The organism is Micromonospora sp. CA-244673, from assembly GCF_050948395.1.
Lineage (GTDB): Bacteria > Actinomycetota > Actinomycetes > Mycobacteriales > Micromonosporaceae > Micromonospora.
Window position 1 is genome coordinate 2592548 of record NZ_CP192019.1, and the last position, 15589, is coordinate 2608136.

Sequence of the window (15589 nt, forward strand, 5' to 3'; positions counted from 1 at the left end):
GACCCACGTCCGGCCGGCCACGGCGCCACGGAGGGTCCACAGGGGATCAACGGAGCGTCTATCCTGTGCGCCGACGAACCAGGCGGAAGGGATCCGATGCCGTCCCGGCAGGACCAGCTCCACTCCTACCAGTTCACCGTCCAGCGGGCGGTCGCCGCGCTGGTGATGCGGGAGACCGACCCCGCGCAGTCGCCGTTCCGCCGGCTGGCCGGGGCCGGCCTGGCCAGCGTGCTCGTCGCGGTGATCGCGCTCGGCGGGGTCGCCCTCTACGGCCTGTTCGCCGGTGGTGGCAGCGCCTGGCGCGACCCGGGCGCGGTGATCGTGGAGAAGGAGTCCGGCGCGCGGTTCGTCTACCGGGAGGAGAAGCTGCACCCGGTCCTCAACTACGCCTCGGCGCTGCTGGTCATCGGGGCGGACCGGCCGAAGACCGTGCTGGTCTCCCGCCGCTCCATCGAGGGCGTGCCGCGCGGCCTGCCCCTCGGCATCGCCGACGCCCCCGACTCGCTGCCCGCGCCGGGGCGGCTCACCGGCGGGGCGTGGACGGTCTGCTCGGTCACCGCCGTCGAGGCGGGCCGCACGGAGGTCCGTTCGGCGCTGCTGATCGGGCGGGACGCCACCGGCGGCCGGCCCCTCGGCGACCAGGGCCTGCTGCTGCGCCACCCGGACGGCAGCCTGCACCTGCTCTGGCACGAGCGGCGCTACCTCCTCCGCGACACCGACCGGGTGCTCGCCGCGCTGGCCGCCACCCGGGAACGGGCGGCGCCGGTGGCCCCGGCGCTGCTCAACACGGTGCCGGCCGGGGTCGACCTGGCGCCGCCCCCGCTGCGCGACCTGGGCGCCCCGTCCGAGCGGGTCACCGGCGCCACCGTCGGCGACGTCTATCTGGTCCGCAACTCCGGCGGCGGCCGGCAGTACGCGGTGGCCGGGCGGACCGGCCTCGCCGGCATCACCGAGTTGCAGGCGGCCCTGCTGCTCGCCCGCACCGGCCAGGGCGCCCCGGAACCGATCACCCTGGGCCGGTTCGCCGCCCTGCCGAAGCTTCCCGACCTGGTGCCGACCGGGCCGACCGCCCCGCCCGCGGTCCCGCCCGCGCTCGCCGCGGTGGAGGGCGGCGCGCTCTGCGCCCGCGCCGGCGACGACAGCGGCGTACGCGAGGTCCGGCTCGGCGCCACCCCGCCGGACCTCCCCGCCGCCGCGCGGACGCCGGCCGGCCGGGGCGGGCTGGCCGACCAGGTGCTGGTCGAGCCGGGGCGGGGAGCGCTCGTCGAGTCGGCCGCCGCCCCCGGCGCCACCGGCGGCGCGGTCTGTGTGGTCACCGACCTCGGCCGGCGCTACGTGCTGGCGGGCGCCGACGTGCCCGGCATGCTCGGCTACGCCGGGGTGCGTCCGGTCCGGCTGCCGGCGGGCCTGGTCAGCCTGGTGCCGGCCGGCAGCCCGCTCGACCCGGCCGCCGCCCGCACGGTCGCCGCCCCGGCCTGAACCGGCGGCGCGTCCGCTTCGCGCGGGTCGCCGCCCGCGCCTGCCCGGGCCCGGCACCCCGCAGAGCCACCGCGCGGACGGGCGCGGGGTGGGCTCAGGCGGCCGGCCTGCGGAACACGGTCACCGCGAACGCCGCGTCGTCGTGCCAGGGACGCAGGTCCCAGGTGGCGAAGCGGTGTTCGAGGCGAAGCCCGGCGGCGACCGCGTCGGCGTCCAGTTCGGTGAGCGGGTAGCCGCGGTCGGTGCCGAAACCGACCACCACGAGGCCGTCCGGCCGGACGTGCGCGGCGATCCGGGTCAGCACGGCGCGCTCGGTGCCGGGGGCGACGAACGCCATCACGTTGCCGGCCACCACGGCCGCGTCGAACGGCTCGGGCTCGTCCTGCGCGGCCAGGTCCAGCTCGGCCAGGTCGGCGACCAGGAAGCGCGGGCCGGGGTAATCGGTGCGGGCGGCGTCGATCAGCACCGGGTCGGCGTCGACGCCCAGCGCCGTGTGACCCCGGGCGGCCAGCGCGGCGGCCACCCGGCCGGTGCCGCAGCCGGCGTCCAGGATCCGCGCGCCCGGCGGGACGAGCGCGTCCAGCAGCCGGGCCTCGCCGGCCAGGTCAGCCCCCTCGGCGGCCAGTTGCCGGAACCGGTCGATGTACCACTGCGAGTGTCCCGGCTTGGTCTCGGTCACCCAGCGGGTCGGCTTGCCCATGCCGCCACGGTAGCTGATCTTGTTTGGCCGGGCCGCAGAACCTCAGCTCAGGGCGAGGAAGGCGCCGGTGGCGAGCGGGGCGCCGGTGACGGCGCCGGCCACCACCTGCGGCCAGGTGTGGTCCCGCAGCACCACCCGGGACCAGCCGACCGCGGCCACCAGCAGCCAGCCGGCGTGCAGGGCCGGGCCGAACAGCAGCACCAGGACGGCCGTGGTGGCGGCCGCGACCGCGGCGTGGATGCTCAGCTTCCACCAGTGGTTGACCAGAGTGCAGGCCGCGCCGACCACGAAGATCACCACGATCACGGCGAACAGTTCGGCGGGCGCGCGAAGCGCGGCCAGCAGGGCCGTGCCGACCGCCACCGAGGCCAGGCCGGTCAGCAGGGGCCGGGCCCGCTGGGTATGGTCGCCGACGTGCCGGTCGGTGAGCCGGCCGCGGCGTACGCCGTGGACGATCACGCCGACCGGGAGCACCGCGCAGAACAGCAGCGCCGTGCCGCCCCAGAGCAGGAACTGCTGCGGGGAGCGGCTGACCCGGGCGGCCGCCACCAGCGGCAGGGCGGTCACCAGGACGCCCGGCGCGAGCACCTCGGTGATCAGCCGCGCCGCCCGCCCGCTGACCGTCCGTTCCCGGGTCGCCCGCACCGGGCCATCCTGGTGGAGCCGCCCGCCAAGGTCAATCAGCCCTTCTCCGCGCCGCTGGTGAGGCCCTCGGTGAGCAGCCGCTCGCCGGCGAAGAAGAGGATCACGATCGGCAGGGTGAGGATCACCGAGCCGGCCATCAGCACCGTCTTCGGCACCTCGACGCCGTCGGCGAGCAGTGACAGCCCCAGTGAGACCGTCCACCGGTTGGGCCGGTCGACCAGGAAGAGCAGCGCGAAGAGGAACTCGTTCCAGGCGATCATGAAGTCGTAGAGGGCGACCGCCATCACCGACGGCGCGGCGAGGGGCAGGCTGACCCGGCGGATGATGCCGAGGCGGCCGGCGCCGTCGATCGCCGCGGACTCCTCCAGGCTGACCGGGATGGTCTCGAAGTAGTTCTTCAGCATGTAGACCGAGACCGGCAGGGTCTGCGAGATGTAGACCAGCACCAGCCCGACAAGCGACCCGCGCAGCCCGGCCCGGGTGAAGACCACGAACAGCGGGATCGCGATGACGATCGACGGGAACAGGTAGACCGCCAGGAACAGCGCGCTGACCTGCCGCCGGCCGAAGAACCGCAGCCGGGACACGGCGTACGCGCCGGGGATGGCGATCACCAGGGTGAGCGCGGTGGCGGCCAGCGCCACGATGCCGCTGTTGCGGATGAAGGCGAGGAAGCCCTGCCCGCCGTCCTCGACGGACTTGAGCACCTCGGCGTACGTGGCCAGGGTCAGTTCGCCGACCGGCACGAGCAGCGAGCCGGGATCGAGCAGCAGCCGCTCGATGGGGCGTACGGAGAGCACCAGCATGTACCAGAACGGCAGCAGGGTGACCAGCAGGAAGCCGGCGATCACCAGCCGGCGCAGCCAGCGCAGGCTCACCGTCTCGATCCGGTCCCGGTCCATCACGCCTCCTCCCGCCGGCCGCCGAAGAAGCGCAGGTAGATCGCCACGAAGACGATGAGCACGACGGCCAGCACGACCGCCTGCGCCGCCGCCGCGCCGATGTCGGTGCGCGCGGTGAGGAACTGGTAGACCCGGACGCTGACCACCTCGGTGCCGGCCGAGCCGCCGGTGAGCAGGTAGACGTCGTCGAACTTGTTGAAGGTCATGATGAACCGGAGCACCCCGATCAACGCGATCACCGGCATGAGCTGGGGCAGCAGGATGTGCCGGAAGCGCTGGGTCGGCGTGGCCCCGTCGACCCGGGCGGCCTCCTCCAGCTCGGCCGGCACGGCCTGGAGCCGGGCCAGCAGGAACAGGAAGGCGAACGGGAAGTAGCGCCACGCCTCGAACGCGATGACCGTCCACAGCGCGGTGGACTCCTGGGACAGGAACGGCACGGGCTCGTCCCAGCCGAGGAACCGCCGGCCCCAGTCGTTGACGACGCCGAGCTGCGGGTCGAGCATCACCTGCCAGACGAACGTCATGGCGACCACCGGCGCCACGTACGGCAGCAGCATGGACGCGCGGACGATCGTGCGGCCCCGGAACGGGCGGCGGACCACGAGCGCCGCCACGAGGCCGACCAGGATCGAGCCGGCCGTCCCGCCGGCGCTGTAGACGACGGTGGTCCACAGCGTGTCGGCGAAGCCGGGGGTGTGCAGCACCCGGTCGACGTTGTCCAGGGTCAGCTCGCCGAAGAGGCCGGTCCGGCGCAGGGTCGCGAGGCGTACCCGTTGGAAGGCCAGCACCACGGTCCAGACGATGGGAATGCCGATCACCGCGACCACGACGAGCAGGGTGGGGGTGACCAGCGCGAGCCCGGCGCGGGACTCGCGGCGGCGCAGGGTGAGCGGGCGTCGGCCGGGCCGGCGGGGCCGCTCCCCGGTGGGGGAGCGGCCGGCCTCCGGCGCGGTCGTGGTCAATTCACGCCCTTGGCGATCGCGTCGACGTCCTTCTTCGCCCGCTCGGCGGCGGCCCGGGCGTCGGACTTCCCGCCGACCACGTCGGCGAGCGCCTTGGGCACCGGCAGCTCACCGAGGATCGCCCCGACCAGCTTCCCCTGGCCCTGGGTCAGCCCCCAGCGCTGGAAGGTGTCCGGGCTCTTGCGCACCGTGGCGAGCACGTCGGAGCCGTAGACCGCCGACAGCGGCTGCTTGCGGTCCACGCCGGCCTGGCTGGTGTTCCAGGCGGTGAGGAACTTCTGCCTGTCCTCCGCGGTCCCGGTGCGCACCGGGACGCGCCCCTCGGGCGACATGCCGAACCAGCGCGGGTAGCCGTCGGAGAGCATGTACTCCACGAAGGACGACGCGGGGTCGCTCGCGCCGTCGAGCACCGCCCACGAGCTGATCTCGCCGTACTGGGCCGGCTCGGCGCCGTTCGGGCCCTTGATGGCGGTGACGAAGCCGCTGTTCTTCGCCAGCCACGCCGGGTCGGACTGGCACTGCGGGCAGGTGGGCCGGGCGTCGTTCCGCAGCCCGGCCAGCTCGTCGAGGATGAACGGCGACCAGATCAGCATGGCCGCCTTGCCGGCGAAGTAGGTGGCCCGGGTGGTGTCCACGTCCTGCGCGCCCTTGACCGAGTTGTTCCGCATCAGGTCGCCGTAGAAGCGGAACGCCTCGACGCACTCGGGGGAGTCCAGCGTGACCTTGCCGGCGTCGTCGGTGAGCTGGCAGTTGTTGGCCAGCGCGAGATGTTCGAAGGTCTGCTGGGTGAAGACGTCGCCGGGGGCCGTCGCCGCCGTGATGCCGGCGACGCCGCCGGTGTTCAGCTTCGCCGCCGCGGCGGCGATCTTCTCGTACGTGTCGGGGGCGGGCAGGCCGGCCGCGGCGAACAGGTCCTTGCGGTAGACCAGCAGCTGGCCCCACCCGTCGCTCGGCACGGCGAGCTGCCGGCCGTCGTCGCTGGTCAATTCGAGGGCGCGCGGGGAGAAGGTGTCCCGGCCGAGCTTCTCGACGACCCGCTTGTTGGCGTCGGGCTCCAGCAGGTCGTTGCCGGCCAGGGTGCGCACTCCGGCCAGGGAGACCGAGCCGACCACGTCGGGCAGGTCGCCGGCGGCGGCGCTGGAGGCGATGAGGGAGGGGAACTGGTCCTCGTTGACGGTGACCAGGTTGACCTTGACGCCGGTCTTGGCGGTGTAGTCCGCGATGATCGCCTTGGTGGCGTTCACCCGGTCCGCCACGTCTTCCAGGCTCCACACGGTTATCTGGGAACTGTCGGATTTCGGCTCGTCGTCACCGCAGGCCAGCAGGGTTGTCCCGGCAAGTGCCATGATCAGGGTGGTGGCGAGCATCCGCATCGAGGGTGATGGCATCGGTGGCACTCCTCTCGAAGGGTACAACAGGGATCTAACGCCTTCGATTGATCGTTTACAAGACAATTACCAATATTTCGGTTTAGAATTGGGCCCGGCACTTCCCTCGGAGCGACGCCATGGGCAACTGGGTTGTCTCTCTGGCCGGGCCCCGGCGCGTGAGCCTGGAGCCCTGCCCCCCGGACCCGCTCGGCCCCGGCCAGGTCCGCGTCCGCACCTGCTACTCCGGCATCTCCGCCGGCACCGAGCTGACCCTCTACCGGGGCAGCAACCCCCGTCTCAGCAAGGACTGGGACGACGCCACCCGGATGTTCGTGCCCCGGCAGGCCGCGCCCGCGTACCCGGTGGTGGGCTTCGGCTACGAGGAGGTCGGCGAGATCGTCGAGGTCGCGCCCGACGTCGCCGACCGCCGGCCCGGCCAGGTCGTCTGGGGCATCTGGGGGCACCGCGCGGAGGCCGTGCTGGCCGCCGGCGCGGTCACCCCGCTCGCCCCCGGGCTCGACCCCCTGGTCGCCGTCTTCGCCCGCCCCGGCGCCATCGCGCTGACCGCCGTGCTCGCCGGCGACCTGCACCTCGGCGACTGGGTCGGTGTCTTCGGGCAGGGCGTCATCGGGCTGCTCGGCACCCGGCTCGCCGTCCTCTCCGGAGCCCGGGTGGTGGCCGTCGACCGGGTGCCGGACCGGCTCGCGCACGCCACCCGGCTCGGCGCCCGCCGGGTCGTCGACGCCGCCGTCGACTCCGCCGCCGCCACGCTGCACGCCGCCACCGGCGGCCGCGGCGCGGACGTCTGCCTGGAGCTGTCCGGGTCGTACCCGGCACTGCACGAGGCGATCCGCGCCACCGCCCACGCCGGCCGCGTCGTGGCCGCCGGCTTCTACCAGGGGTACGCCCACGGGCTGGGACTCGGCGAGGAGTTCCACCACAACCGGATCCAGCTGGTGGCGGCCCAGGTCTCCGGGCCCGCGCCGGCGCCCGGCACGGCCGGCCGGTGGACCGGGAGCCGGATCGCCCACACCTTCATGGACCTGGTGGCCGAGGGCAGCGTCGACCCGCTGCCGCTCGTGAGCCACGTCGTCAACGCGGGCGCGGTGGCCGACGCGCTCGCGTTGCTCGACCGCGGTGACGGTGACGCCCTCCAAGTCGTGCTGAGGTTCCCATGACCATCCCCCTCGCCTGCCAGGAACAGTTGCTCCCCGGCGCCGGCCTGTCCGACAAGTACGCCCTCGCCGTCTCCCTCGGCTACCAGGGCATCGAGCTGCGCGGCCGCGGCGACCTGGCCCTCGCCCGGCGGCTGCCGGAGCTGCGCCGCGCCCGCACCGAGGGCGTGGTCATGCCGACCGTCTGCGTCGAGATGGACCACTTCATCGGCGACTTCGACCCCGAGCGCTCCCGGGACGCGGTCCGCAACCTGCGCTCCCAGCTCTCCGTGATCGCCGAGCTCGGCGGCATCGGCGCCATGACCCCGGCCGCCTGGGGGATGTTCTCCCGCCGGCTGCCCCCGTTCGAGCCGCCCCGCCCACCCGAGGGTGACCGGCAGGTGCTCGTCGACGCCCTGGGCGAGCTGGGCGAACACGCCCGCGCCGAGGGGGTCACCCTCTTCCTGGAACCCCTCAACCGGTACGAGGACCACATGGTCAACCGGCTCGATGAGGCGGTGGCCCTGTGCCGCGCCGTCGGGCTGCCCTCGGTCCGGGTGGTCGCCGACACCTACCACATGAACATCGAGGAGGACGACGCCTGCGCGGCGCTGCGCGCGGCCGCGCCGTACCTGGGACACGTGCAGGTCAGCGACTCCAACCGGCACCAGCCGGGGGCCGGGCACCTGGACTGGCCGGGACTGCTGGCCACCCTGGAGGAGATCGGCTACCCCGGCTGGCTGGCGCTGGAGTGCCGGCTGCGCGGCGAGCCCGTCGCCGCCCTGCGCCAGGCCGCCACCGTCCTCGCCCAGGCCCGGCCGCGGCGGGCGGCGGCATGAGCGCCCCCGGCGGCGCGGCCCCGGTGCGGGCCGGCGGCCCCGGCCGCGCCGACGCCGAGCGGGCCGCCCGGTTGCGCCGGCTGGCGCTGGCCACGTTGGACGCCAACTGGGAGCACGACCACACCGTCCCGTCCCGCACCCTCTATCCGCACCAGTGGAGCTGGGACTCGGCGTTCATCGCGGTCGGGCTGGCGCACGTCCGCCCCGACCGGGCCTGGCGGGAGCTGCGCACCCTGTTCGCCGCGCAGTGGGCCGACGGGCGGGTGCCGCACATCGTGTTCAACCCGGCGCTGCGGGTCGGCGCGTACTTCCCGGGGCCGGCGTTCTGGGACTCGGCCCGGGCCGACGGCGCACCGGCGGCGGCCACCTCGGGGATCGTCCAGCCGCCGGTGCACGCCCCGGCCGCGTGGCTGGCGCACCGCCGTGCCCCCTCCGAGGCGTCCGTGGCCGCGCTGCGCTGGCTCTACCCGCGCCTGGTCGCCCAGCAGCGCTACCTGACCGGGCGGCGGGACGTCGGCGGGGGCGGGCTGGCCGCCGTCGTGCACCCGTGGGAGTCCGGCCTGGACAACAGCCCCGCCTGGGACGCCCCGCTGGCCGCGGTGCCCGCCGACGAGACGGTGATGCGGGCGTACCGCCGGCACGACACCGCGCACGCCGACGCGGCGCACCGCCCCACCGACCTGGACTACGCGCGCTACGTCGCGCTCGTGGACGCCTACCGGGCAGGCCGCTACCGGGACGAGGGGCTGCTCGGCCGGCACGCGTTCCTCGTGGAGTGCCCGCTGGTCAACGCGGCGCTGGGAGTCTCCGAGCAGGCCCTCGCCCGGATCGCCACCGTGGTCGGCGCCGACCCCGGGCCGCACCGGGACCGCGCGGCGCGGATCACGCAGGCCCTGGTCGACCGGCTCTACGACCCGGTGACCGGCACCTTCCGCCCGCGCGACGTCCGGGCCGACCGGCTCGTCCCGGCCCGTACGGTGCTCGGGCTCATGCCGCTGATCCTGCCCGACCTGCCGGACCACCAGGTGCGGGCGGTGCTCGCCGAGGCGTGCTCGCCCCGGTTCGGCCTGGCCGCCCGCATGGACCGGCCGCTGCCCACCCACGACCGCACCGCGCCGGACTTCGAACCGCTGCGCTACTGGCGCGGCCCGAGCTGGGTGAACACCGGCTGGCTGCTGTGGCGGGGGTTGCGCACCCACCACCGCGCCGACCTGGCCGCCGGGCTGCGCGAGTCCCTGCTGGGGCTGGTCGACGCGGCCGGCTGCCACGAGTACTTCCACCCGGACACCGGGGCCGGGCTCGGCTCACCGGCGTTCAGCTGGACCGCCGCGCTGGTGCTGGACGCCCTCGCCGAGGGCTGAGCCGGGGGCGGCGACGCGGGTGACCCCGCCGGGGCGGGTCAGGCGATGGTCGGTAGCAGGGGCGCAGGGACCCTGCCGGCGGGCCGGAAGTCCCGGCTCAGCCGGCCGGAACCGTCGCCGCCTCGGCGGGTGCGGCCGGCGCCGGCACGGCCGCCGCGTCGGCGGGCGGCTCCGGGACCAGCAGCTCGGCCGGCACCGGCTCGACCTCGACCCGGCAGTCGTGGAACGTCGGCGCCTCGCCCAGGTCGGTGTCGCGTACGGCGGTGACCGCGTTGACGGTGGCCCGGCCCGGGCTCAGCCGCGCCCAGTAGGCCTTGTACGTGAACGCCAGGCCCGGCCGGGTCGCCTCGTCCACCGCGACCGCCGCGAGGAACGCGCCGCGGTCGTTGCGCACCCGCACCGCGTCGCCGTCGGCGAGGCCGCGCGCCGCCGCGTCGTCGGGGTGCAGGTGCACCCGCGGCGGGCCGGTGCGCCGGGTGTGCCAGGGCAGCGAGGCGAAGGTGGAGTTCATGAGGAACCGGCCCGCCGGGGCGATCAGCACCAGCGGGAACCGGCGGGCCAGCTCAGGGTCGGCCGCCTCCACCGGCGGGGTGTGCCCGGGCAGCGGGTCCACCCCGAGCCGGGCCAGCGTCGGGTCGTGCAGCCGGGCCCGCCCGTCCGGGGTGCGGAAACCGCCGGCGGCGAACGGGGCGGCGCCCACCGGCACCCCGGTGGTCCGGGCGTACGTCCGCTCGCGCAGCTCCTCGAAGCTGACCGGCGTGCCGGCCAGCAGCTGCCGGGCCAGGTCCTCGTCGCTGTCGGAGAACCGGGGGTGGTCGACGCCGAGCGCGGCGGCGATCCGGCGGAAGATCTCGGTGTTGGGCAGGGCCTCCCCGGGCGCCCGGGTGACCGGCAGGTTCAACGTCGTGTAGTGGTGGCCGTAGGAGGAGTGCAGGTCGAGGTGCTCGGGCTGCATGGTCGCCGGCAGCACCACGTCGGCGTAGTCGCAGGTGTCGGTCCAGCGCTGCTCCAGCACCACGGTGAACAGGTCGGCGCGGCGCAGGCCGGCGAGGAGCCGGTTCTGGTCCGGGGCGGTGGCGGCCGGGTTCGAGTTGAACACCACCAGGGAGGTCACCGGCGGGTCGGCCTCCCCGGTGAGCACGGTCGCCAGCCGGCTCATGTTCACCGACCGGGCCGGCGGGGCCGGCATGCCGGGCGGCCGGACCACCGGGCCCTCCTCGATCGGGTGGTGCCCGCTGGTCGACACCAGGGCGCCGCCGCCCGGGTAGCGGAAGTCGCCGGTGACCAGGGGCAGCGCGCAGATCGCCCGGATCGCCTGGCCGGCGCCGTGGTGCCGTTGCAGGCCGAGCCCGACCCGGACGGCGGTGGGTCGGGTGGTGGCGATCCGGTCGCCGAGCCGGCGGACCGCCTCGACGGGCAGGCCGCACTCGGCGGCGGCCCGCTCCACCGGCCACTCGTCGAGCCGGGCGGCCAGCTCGGGCCAGCCGACGGTGTGCGCGGCCAGCCACTCCTCGTCGGCCGCGCCGGCGTCGCGCACGTGCCGCATCAGCCCGAGGGCGAGGGCCGCGTCGGTGCCGGGCAGCGGGGCGACGTGCTCGTCGCTGCGGGCCGCCGTGTCGGTGCGCAGCGGGTCGATGGTGACCAGGTACGCGCCGCGCTCCCGGGCCTGCTGCACGAACGGCCACAGGTGCAGGTTGGTGGCGAGCGGGTTGGCGCCCCAGAGCACGATGAGCTTCGCCGCCACGATCGACTCCGGCTCGAAGCCGATCGAGTCGCCGTAGATCGAGCGCAGCGCCGCCCGGGCCGCCCCGGTGCAGATGGTGGTGTCCAGCCGCGACGCACCCAGGTGGGCGAAGAGCCGCTGGCCCATGGTCCAGCCCTGCACATGGCCCATGGTGCCGGCGAAGTAGTAGGGCAGCACCGACTCCGGGCCGTCGCGCTCGATGCTGGCGCGCAGCCCGGCGGCCACCCGGTCGACCGCCTCGACCCAGCTCGCCGGCCGGTAGGCGACCCGCCCGGCGCCCTTCGGGCCGGTGCGCACGTAGGGCGTGGTCAGCCGGTCGGGGCCGTTGACCGCGTCGAGGTAGCGGTTGACCTTGCCGCAGAGCGCGCCCCGGGTGAACGGGTGGTCGCGGTCGCCGCGCAGCGCGACGGCCCGGCCGTCCTCTACCGTGAGCTGCCAGACGCAGGTGTCGGGGCAGTCCAGCGGGCAGGCGCCGGGATGGGTGGTGCGGGCCATGCCGCGAGCCTACCGAGCCGCGGCCCCGGCCCGGTTCCCGCCGCGGCGGGCGGGCGGATCACCCGATCGGTCGCCAGTCCGGCCCGTCGGGTCGCGCGGCCGAGGTCAGCGCGGCGAGCATCACGGCCTCGACCTGCTCGGGCGTCAGGTGTTCCCGGCGGTCCGCGCCCGGCACGTAGGCGCCCCAGGCCCGGCCGTCCGGCTCCCGCATGACGACACCGACCGGGTCGCGGCGGTCGCTCACCGCGGCGATGACCCCCCACGGCCGGCGGATGTGCACCTGCTGCTGGAGATCCGGATCGAGTTCCCGCAGCCACCGCCGGACGGTCTCCCGGTCGTCCAGCCCGGCCGTCTCCGTCGTGGTGCGGAAGAGGTGGTAGGTGGTCACCAGCTCCGCGACGTCCTGCCGCGCCGAGTCCGGCCCGCCCAGAAGCTTCCCCAGCCATCCCATCCGGCCACTCCGTCCCACGTCGGCGCCCGGCGACCCGGGGCGTCACCGGCGGAGGTGCCCCGTCGCGGAACGGTGGCAAACCCGACGGCCGTCGATTCCGGGAGCCGCCGGCGTCCGGGAGATCGCCGAGGAGTTGGCCGTGGCGGTGATGTCGGAGTCCGCCGTCCCGCTCGGCGTCTTCACCGCGCACGACCACGTCCGGTCCCTCGGCGCGCTGGGCTGACCTCGGCTCAGGTGGGCAGGAGCCGGGCCAGGGCGCGCAGGGCGGTGTGGACCGTCCGGTCGTCGGCGCTGAGGCTGACCCGCAGCCCAGCCGGCGCGCCCCGCCGGGCGGCGAACTCGTCGGTGCCGGCGACCGCCACACCGCGCCGGTGGGCGAGCGCGGTGACCGCCTCGGCGTCGCCGTCCAGGCGTACCCAGGCGAACGGGGCGGGTCCCGGCGTTGCGACCCGCTCGCCGAGCAGCTCCCGGGCGAGCGCGGCCCGGGTGGCCAGCTCGGCGGCGCGGGCGGCGGCGAGCTGGTGCGCGTGCCCGCCGAGCACGAGCTGGGTGGCGACCTCGGCGACCAGGGGAGCGGGCGCCCAGGCGAGGGCGCGGGCCGCGGCGCGCAGCGGCTCGGCGAGGGACGCCGGAGCGTGCCGGTAGCCGATCCGCAGCCCCGGGGCGAGGGTCTTGGTGAGCCCGCTCAGGTGAACGGTCCGGGCGTGCCACGCGGCCACCGGGGGCGGCCGGTCGGGCAGCAGCGCGCCGAACGGGTCCTCCTCGATGACCACGAGGTCGCGGGCGGTCGCGACGGCGGCGAGTTCCCGGCGGCGGTCGGCGGGCACGGTGAGCCCGGTGGGGTTGTGCAGCGTCGGGTGCAGGTGCAACGCGGCGACCCGCCGGCGGGCGCAGAGCCGGTCGAGGGCGTCGGGCCGGGGGCCGGCCGCGTCGCTGGGCACGGTGGCCAGCTCGACCCGGAGCAGCCGGGCGGCGGCGAGCAGGCCGGGGTTGGTCAGCTCGGTGGTGACCAGCACCTGCCGGGGCGGGGCGAACGCGGCGAGCGCGGCGGCCAGCCCGTGCTGCCCACCGGCGGTCACCTCGACCTGGTCCGGTTCGGGCCGCCAGCCGGCGTGCGCCATCCAGCGGGCGCCGGCGATCCGGTGCCGGACCGCGTCGGCGTCCTCCGCGCCTACCGCGTGCGGGTCGGCGGCGAGCCGGTGCAGGATCGGCGCGACGGCCCGGTGCACCGGCCCGTGGCCGGGCGGGTGCACGGCGGCCACGTCCAGCACGGGCGCCGCGCCGGCCGGCGGCGGGGCGGGCGCCGGGGCGACGAAGGTTCCCCGGCCCACCTCCCCGGTGAGCAGGCCGCGCCGGGCCGCCACCTGGTAGGCCCGGCCGACGGTGGCGACCGTGACGCCGAGCCGCCGGGCCAGGTCCCGCTGTGGCGGCAACCGGTCGCCGGGGCCGAGCCGGCCGGCCGCGATGTCGGCGCCGATCGCGTCGGCGAGCGCCAGGTAGCGGGCACCGTCGCCCGCCAGCCCCGCCGGCTCCCAGATTGTCACCGTGACAATCTAGCCGCCGCACGTCTCGCCCGCCGCCGGATTGTCACCGTGACAATCCGCGCCGGCCGGTTCCCCGGGTACGCGCCGGAGGCTGCCCGCATGACCGTCACCTCTGCCGCCCTCTGGCGGCACGCCACCTTCCGCCGGCTCTGGCTCTCCGACGCGGTCAGCACCCTCGGCACCCACGTGACCACCGTGGCGCTGCCCCTGGCCGCGCTGACCGGGCTCGGCGCGGGGACCACCGGGGTCTCCGCGCTGACCGCCGCCACCACCCTGCCGTACCTGCTGCTGGGCGTGCCGGCCGGAGCCCTGGTGGACCGGCTGCCCCGCCGTGCCGTGCTGGTCGGCGCCGACCTGGCCCGGGCCGTGCTGCTGGCCAGCGTCCCGCTCGCCTGGGCGGCCGGGCTGCTGACCCTGGCCCAGCTCGTCGCGGTGGCGCTGCTGGCCGGCTGCGCCACCGTGCTGTTCGACGTGGCGTACTTCGCCGCCGTCCCGGCGGTGGTGCCCGCCGCCCGCCTGGCCGATGCGAACGCCCGACTGGAGGCGACCCGGGCGGTCGGGCAGACCGCCGGCCCGGGCCTGGCCGGCGTGCTGGTCGGCGTCCTCGGCGCGCCGCTGGCCCTGCTGGTCGACGTGGCCAGCTTCGTCACCTCGGCGCTCTTCCTGGCCGGTACGCCCCGCCTGACCCGCACCGCCGCGCCCGGTGCCGGCGGGCTGTGGCGGGACGCCGCCGGGGGGTTCCGGTTCGTGTTCCGCGACCCGGTGGTGCGGGCGCTTACCCTCTGCTCCGGCCTCACCAACCTCTGGCACGCCGGCTTCCTCGCCATGCTGCTGGTCCACGCGGTACGCGAGCTGCGGCTGCCCGCCGCCACCGTCGGCCTGCTGATCGCCGCCGCCAACGTCGGCTACCTGCTCGGCGCGGCGGTGGCCGGCCGGGCCCGGGCCCGCCTCGGCGTCGGCCGGGCGGTCACCGGTGCGGCGGTGCTCCAGGCCGGTGCGGCGCTGGTGCTCTGGCCGCACCCGGTCGGCATCGCCCTCGGGCTGGCCGTGAGCGCCTTCGCCAGCGGGCTCTACAACGTCAACGCGGTCAGCCTCCGGCAGGCCGCCACCCCGCCCGCGCTGCTGTCCCGGATGACCGCCACGAGCCGGTTCGTCATCTGGGGGGCCATGCCGCTCGGCGCGGCGCTGGGCGGCGCGCTGACCGGGCTGCTGGGCGCACCGGCGTACCTCGGGCTGGCCGCGGCGGGAATGGCCGCGGCGGCGCTCGTCACGCGCTGCTCGCCGGTGTGGCGTACCCGGGACTTCCCGGTCCCCGAGCCGGCGCCGGCGGACGAGGCGGTGCCCGCCGGGTGTCACGAGTCGTTTGCCGTCGCCGGGCGCGGGTAACCGCGGGCGCGACGCTCCGGGCCGTCTCGGACCGGGGCTGTCGGATACCCGGCGGCGGCCGGCGACGACAGGAGTGCGGCTGTGCGGTTTCCCCGATTCGTCGAGGCGGTGTCCCGCCGCGCCGAGCTGCCCACCGGCCAGGCCGCCACGATCTCGCGGGCGGTGCTGCAGACCCTCGCCGAGCGGATCACCGCCACCGAGTCGGCGGACCTGGCCGCGCAGTTGCCGGACGAGGTCGGCAGCTATCTCGTCGCGCCGGGCGAGGGCGGCACGACCGGCGGGGCGGTCGCCTTCCTGTACCGGGTCGCGGAGCGGGCCGGGGTGGACCCGGCGGTCGCCGAGGTGGGCGCCCGCGCGGTGCTCGCCACCCTGCGCGAGACGGTCACGGTCGGCGAGTTCCAGGATCTCGTGGCGCAGCTCCCCAAGGGATTCGACGCGATGGTCGACCCGATCCCCCGACCACCGTACGATGTGTAGGGACGCTCCCCGAGACACGGGTTGAGCTGCGGCGACGAGGCCGCCAATGTGGAAAATCCACGGTCGGGAAGTATTTTCAC

General features: G+C 75.9%; 14 protein-coding genes. 6 read left to right on the forward strand and 8 right to left on the reverse strand.

What is annotated here, in order from left to right; translation table 11 throughout:
- The first annotated feature begins 96 nt into the window (after window positions 1–96).
- Window positions 97–1479 (forward strand): type VII secretion protein EccB, encoded by a 1383-nt coding sequence (gene eccB, locus ACQP12_RS12165; RefSeq protein WP_433287517.1) that lies wholly within the window; start codon window positions 97–99, stop codon window positions 1477–1479.
- Between the two features lie 94 nt (window positions 1480–1573).
- Here eccB and ACQP12_RS12170 read toward each other — a convergent pair whose 3' ends face one another.
- The 5 genes from ACQP12_RS12170 to ACQP12_RS12190 are packed head-to-tail and all read right to left on the reverse strand — an operon-like array spanning window position 1574 to window position 6076.
- On the reverse strand, window positions 1574–2179 hold the full coding sequence (locus tag ACQP12_RS12170) for a class I SAM-dependent methyltransferase (RefSeq protein WP_433287519.1): 606 nt from the start codon (window positions 2177–2179) through the stop codon (window positions 1574–1576).
- 42 nt (window positions 2180–2221) lie between these two features.
- On the reverse strand, window positions 2222–2824 hold the full coding sequence (locus tag ACQP12_RS12175) for a phosphatase PAP2 family protein (protein ID WP_433287521.1): 603 nt from the start codon (window positions 2822–2824) through the stop codon (window positions 2222–2224).
- Between the two features lie 35 nt (window positions 2825–2859).
- The gene (locus ACQP12_RS12180) at window positions 2860–3726 is read right to left on the reverse strand and encodes a carbohydrate ABC transporter permease (RefSeq protein ID WP_433287523.1); all 867 of its coding nucleotides are present in this window, start codon (window positions 3724–3726) and stop codon (window positions 2860–2862) included.
- Window positions 3726–4688 carry a carbohydrate ABC transporter permease gene (locus ACQP12_RS12185; protein ID WP_433287525.1) on the reverse strand — a complete coding sequence of 321 codons (963 nt, stop codon included), beginning with the start codon at window positions 4686–4688 and terminating at the stop codon, window positions 3726–3728. The genes ACQP12_RS12180 and ACQP12_RS12185 overlap by 1 nt, the downstream gene beginning before the upstream one ends.
- Window positions 4685–6076, reverse strand: coding sequence for an ABC transporter substrate-binding protein (locus ACQP12_RS12190; RefSeq protein ID WP_433287527.1), 1392 nt, complete (start codon window positions 6074–6076; stop codon window positions 4685–4687). The genes ACQP12_RS12185 and ACQP12_RS12190 overlap by 4 nt, the downstream gene beginning before the upstream one ends.
- Window positions 6077–6195: 119 nt before the next feature.
- Here ACQP12_RS12190 and ACQP12_RS12195 point away from each other — a divergent pair, with 119 nt between their 5' ends.
- From ACQP12_RS12195 to ACQP12_RS12205, 3 genes are read left to right on the forward strand one after another with little or no spacing between them, the layout of a single operon-like run.
- On the forward strand, window positions 6196–7236 hold the full coding sequence (locus ACQP12_RS12195) for a zinc-binding dehydrogenase (RefSeq protein ID WP_433287529.1): 1041 nt from the start codon (window positions 6196–6198) through the stop codon (window positions 7234–7236).
- Window positions 7233–8051 (forward strand): sugar phosphate isomerase/epimerase family protein, encoded by an 819-nt coding sequence (locus tag ACQP12_RS12200; RefSeq protein WP_433287531.1) that lies wholly within the window; start codon window positions 7233–7235, stop codon window positions 8049–8051. The genes ACQP12_RS12195 and ACQP12_RS12200 overlap by 4 nt, the downstream gene beginning before the upstream one ends.
- Complete coding sequence (locus ACQP12_RS12205; RefSeq protein ID WP_433287533.1) at window positions 8048–9412, forward strand: MGH1-like glycoside hydrolase domain-containing protein; 1365 nt, start codon at window positions 8048–8050, stop codon at window positions 9410–9412. The genes ACQP12_RS12200 and ACQP12_RS12205 overlap by 4 nt, the downstream gene beginning before the upstream one ends.
- A 97-nt stretch (window positions 9413–9509) precedes the next feature.
- On the opposite strand, the gene ACQP12_RS12210 is transcribed toward ACQP12_RS12205, so the two are convergent.
- The 3 genes from ACQP12_RS12210 to ACQP12_RS12220 form a co-directional block, all read right to left on the reverse strand.
- Window positions 9510–11651 (reverse strand): molybdopterin-containing oxidoreductase family protein, encoded by a 2142-nt coding sequence (locus ACQP12_RS12210; protein ID WP_433287535.1) that lies wholly within the window; start codon window positions 11649–11651, stop codon window positions 9510–9512.
- A 58-nt stretch (window positions 11652–11709) separates the two neighbouring features.
- Window positions 11710–12102, reverse strand: coding sequence for a hypothetical protein (locus ACQP12_RS12215; RefSeq protein ID WP_433287537.1), 393 nt, complete (start codon window positions 12100–12102; stop codon window positions 11710–11712).
- A 230-nt stretch (window positions 12103–12332) separates the two neighbouring features.
- Window positions 12333–13646, reverse strand: a complete 1314-nt coding sequence (locus ACQP12_RS12220; RefSeq protein WP_433287539.1) for a PLP-dependent aminotransferase family protein — start codon at window positions 13644–13646, stop codon at window positions 12333–12335.
- Window positions 13647–13745: 99 nt separating this feature from the next.
- On the opposite strand from ACQP12_RS12220, the gene ACQP12_RS12225 reads away from it, so the two are divergent.
- Together ACQP12_RS12225 and ACQP12_RS12230 are read left to right on the forward strand one after the other, a co-directional pair.
- Window positions 13746–15032, forward strand: a complete 1287-nt coding sequence (locus ACQP12_RS12225; protein ID WP_433287541.1) for an MFS transporter — start codon at window positions 13746–13748, stop codon at window positions 15030–15032.
- Window positions 15033–15113: 81 nt separating this feature from the next.
- A complete protein-coding gene (locus ACQP12_RS12230; RefSeq protein WP_357944641.1) occupies window positions 15114–15509 on the forward strand; it encodes a DUF2267 domain-containing protein in 396 nt (131 codons plus the stop codon).
- The last annotated feature ends 80 nt before the right edge of the window (window positions 15510–15589 follow it).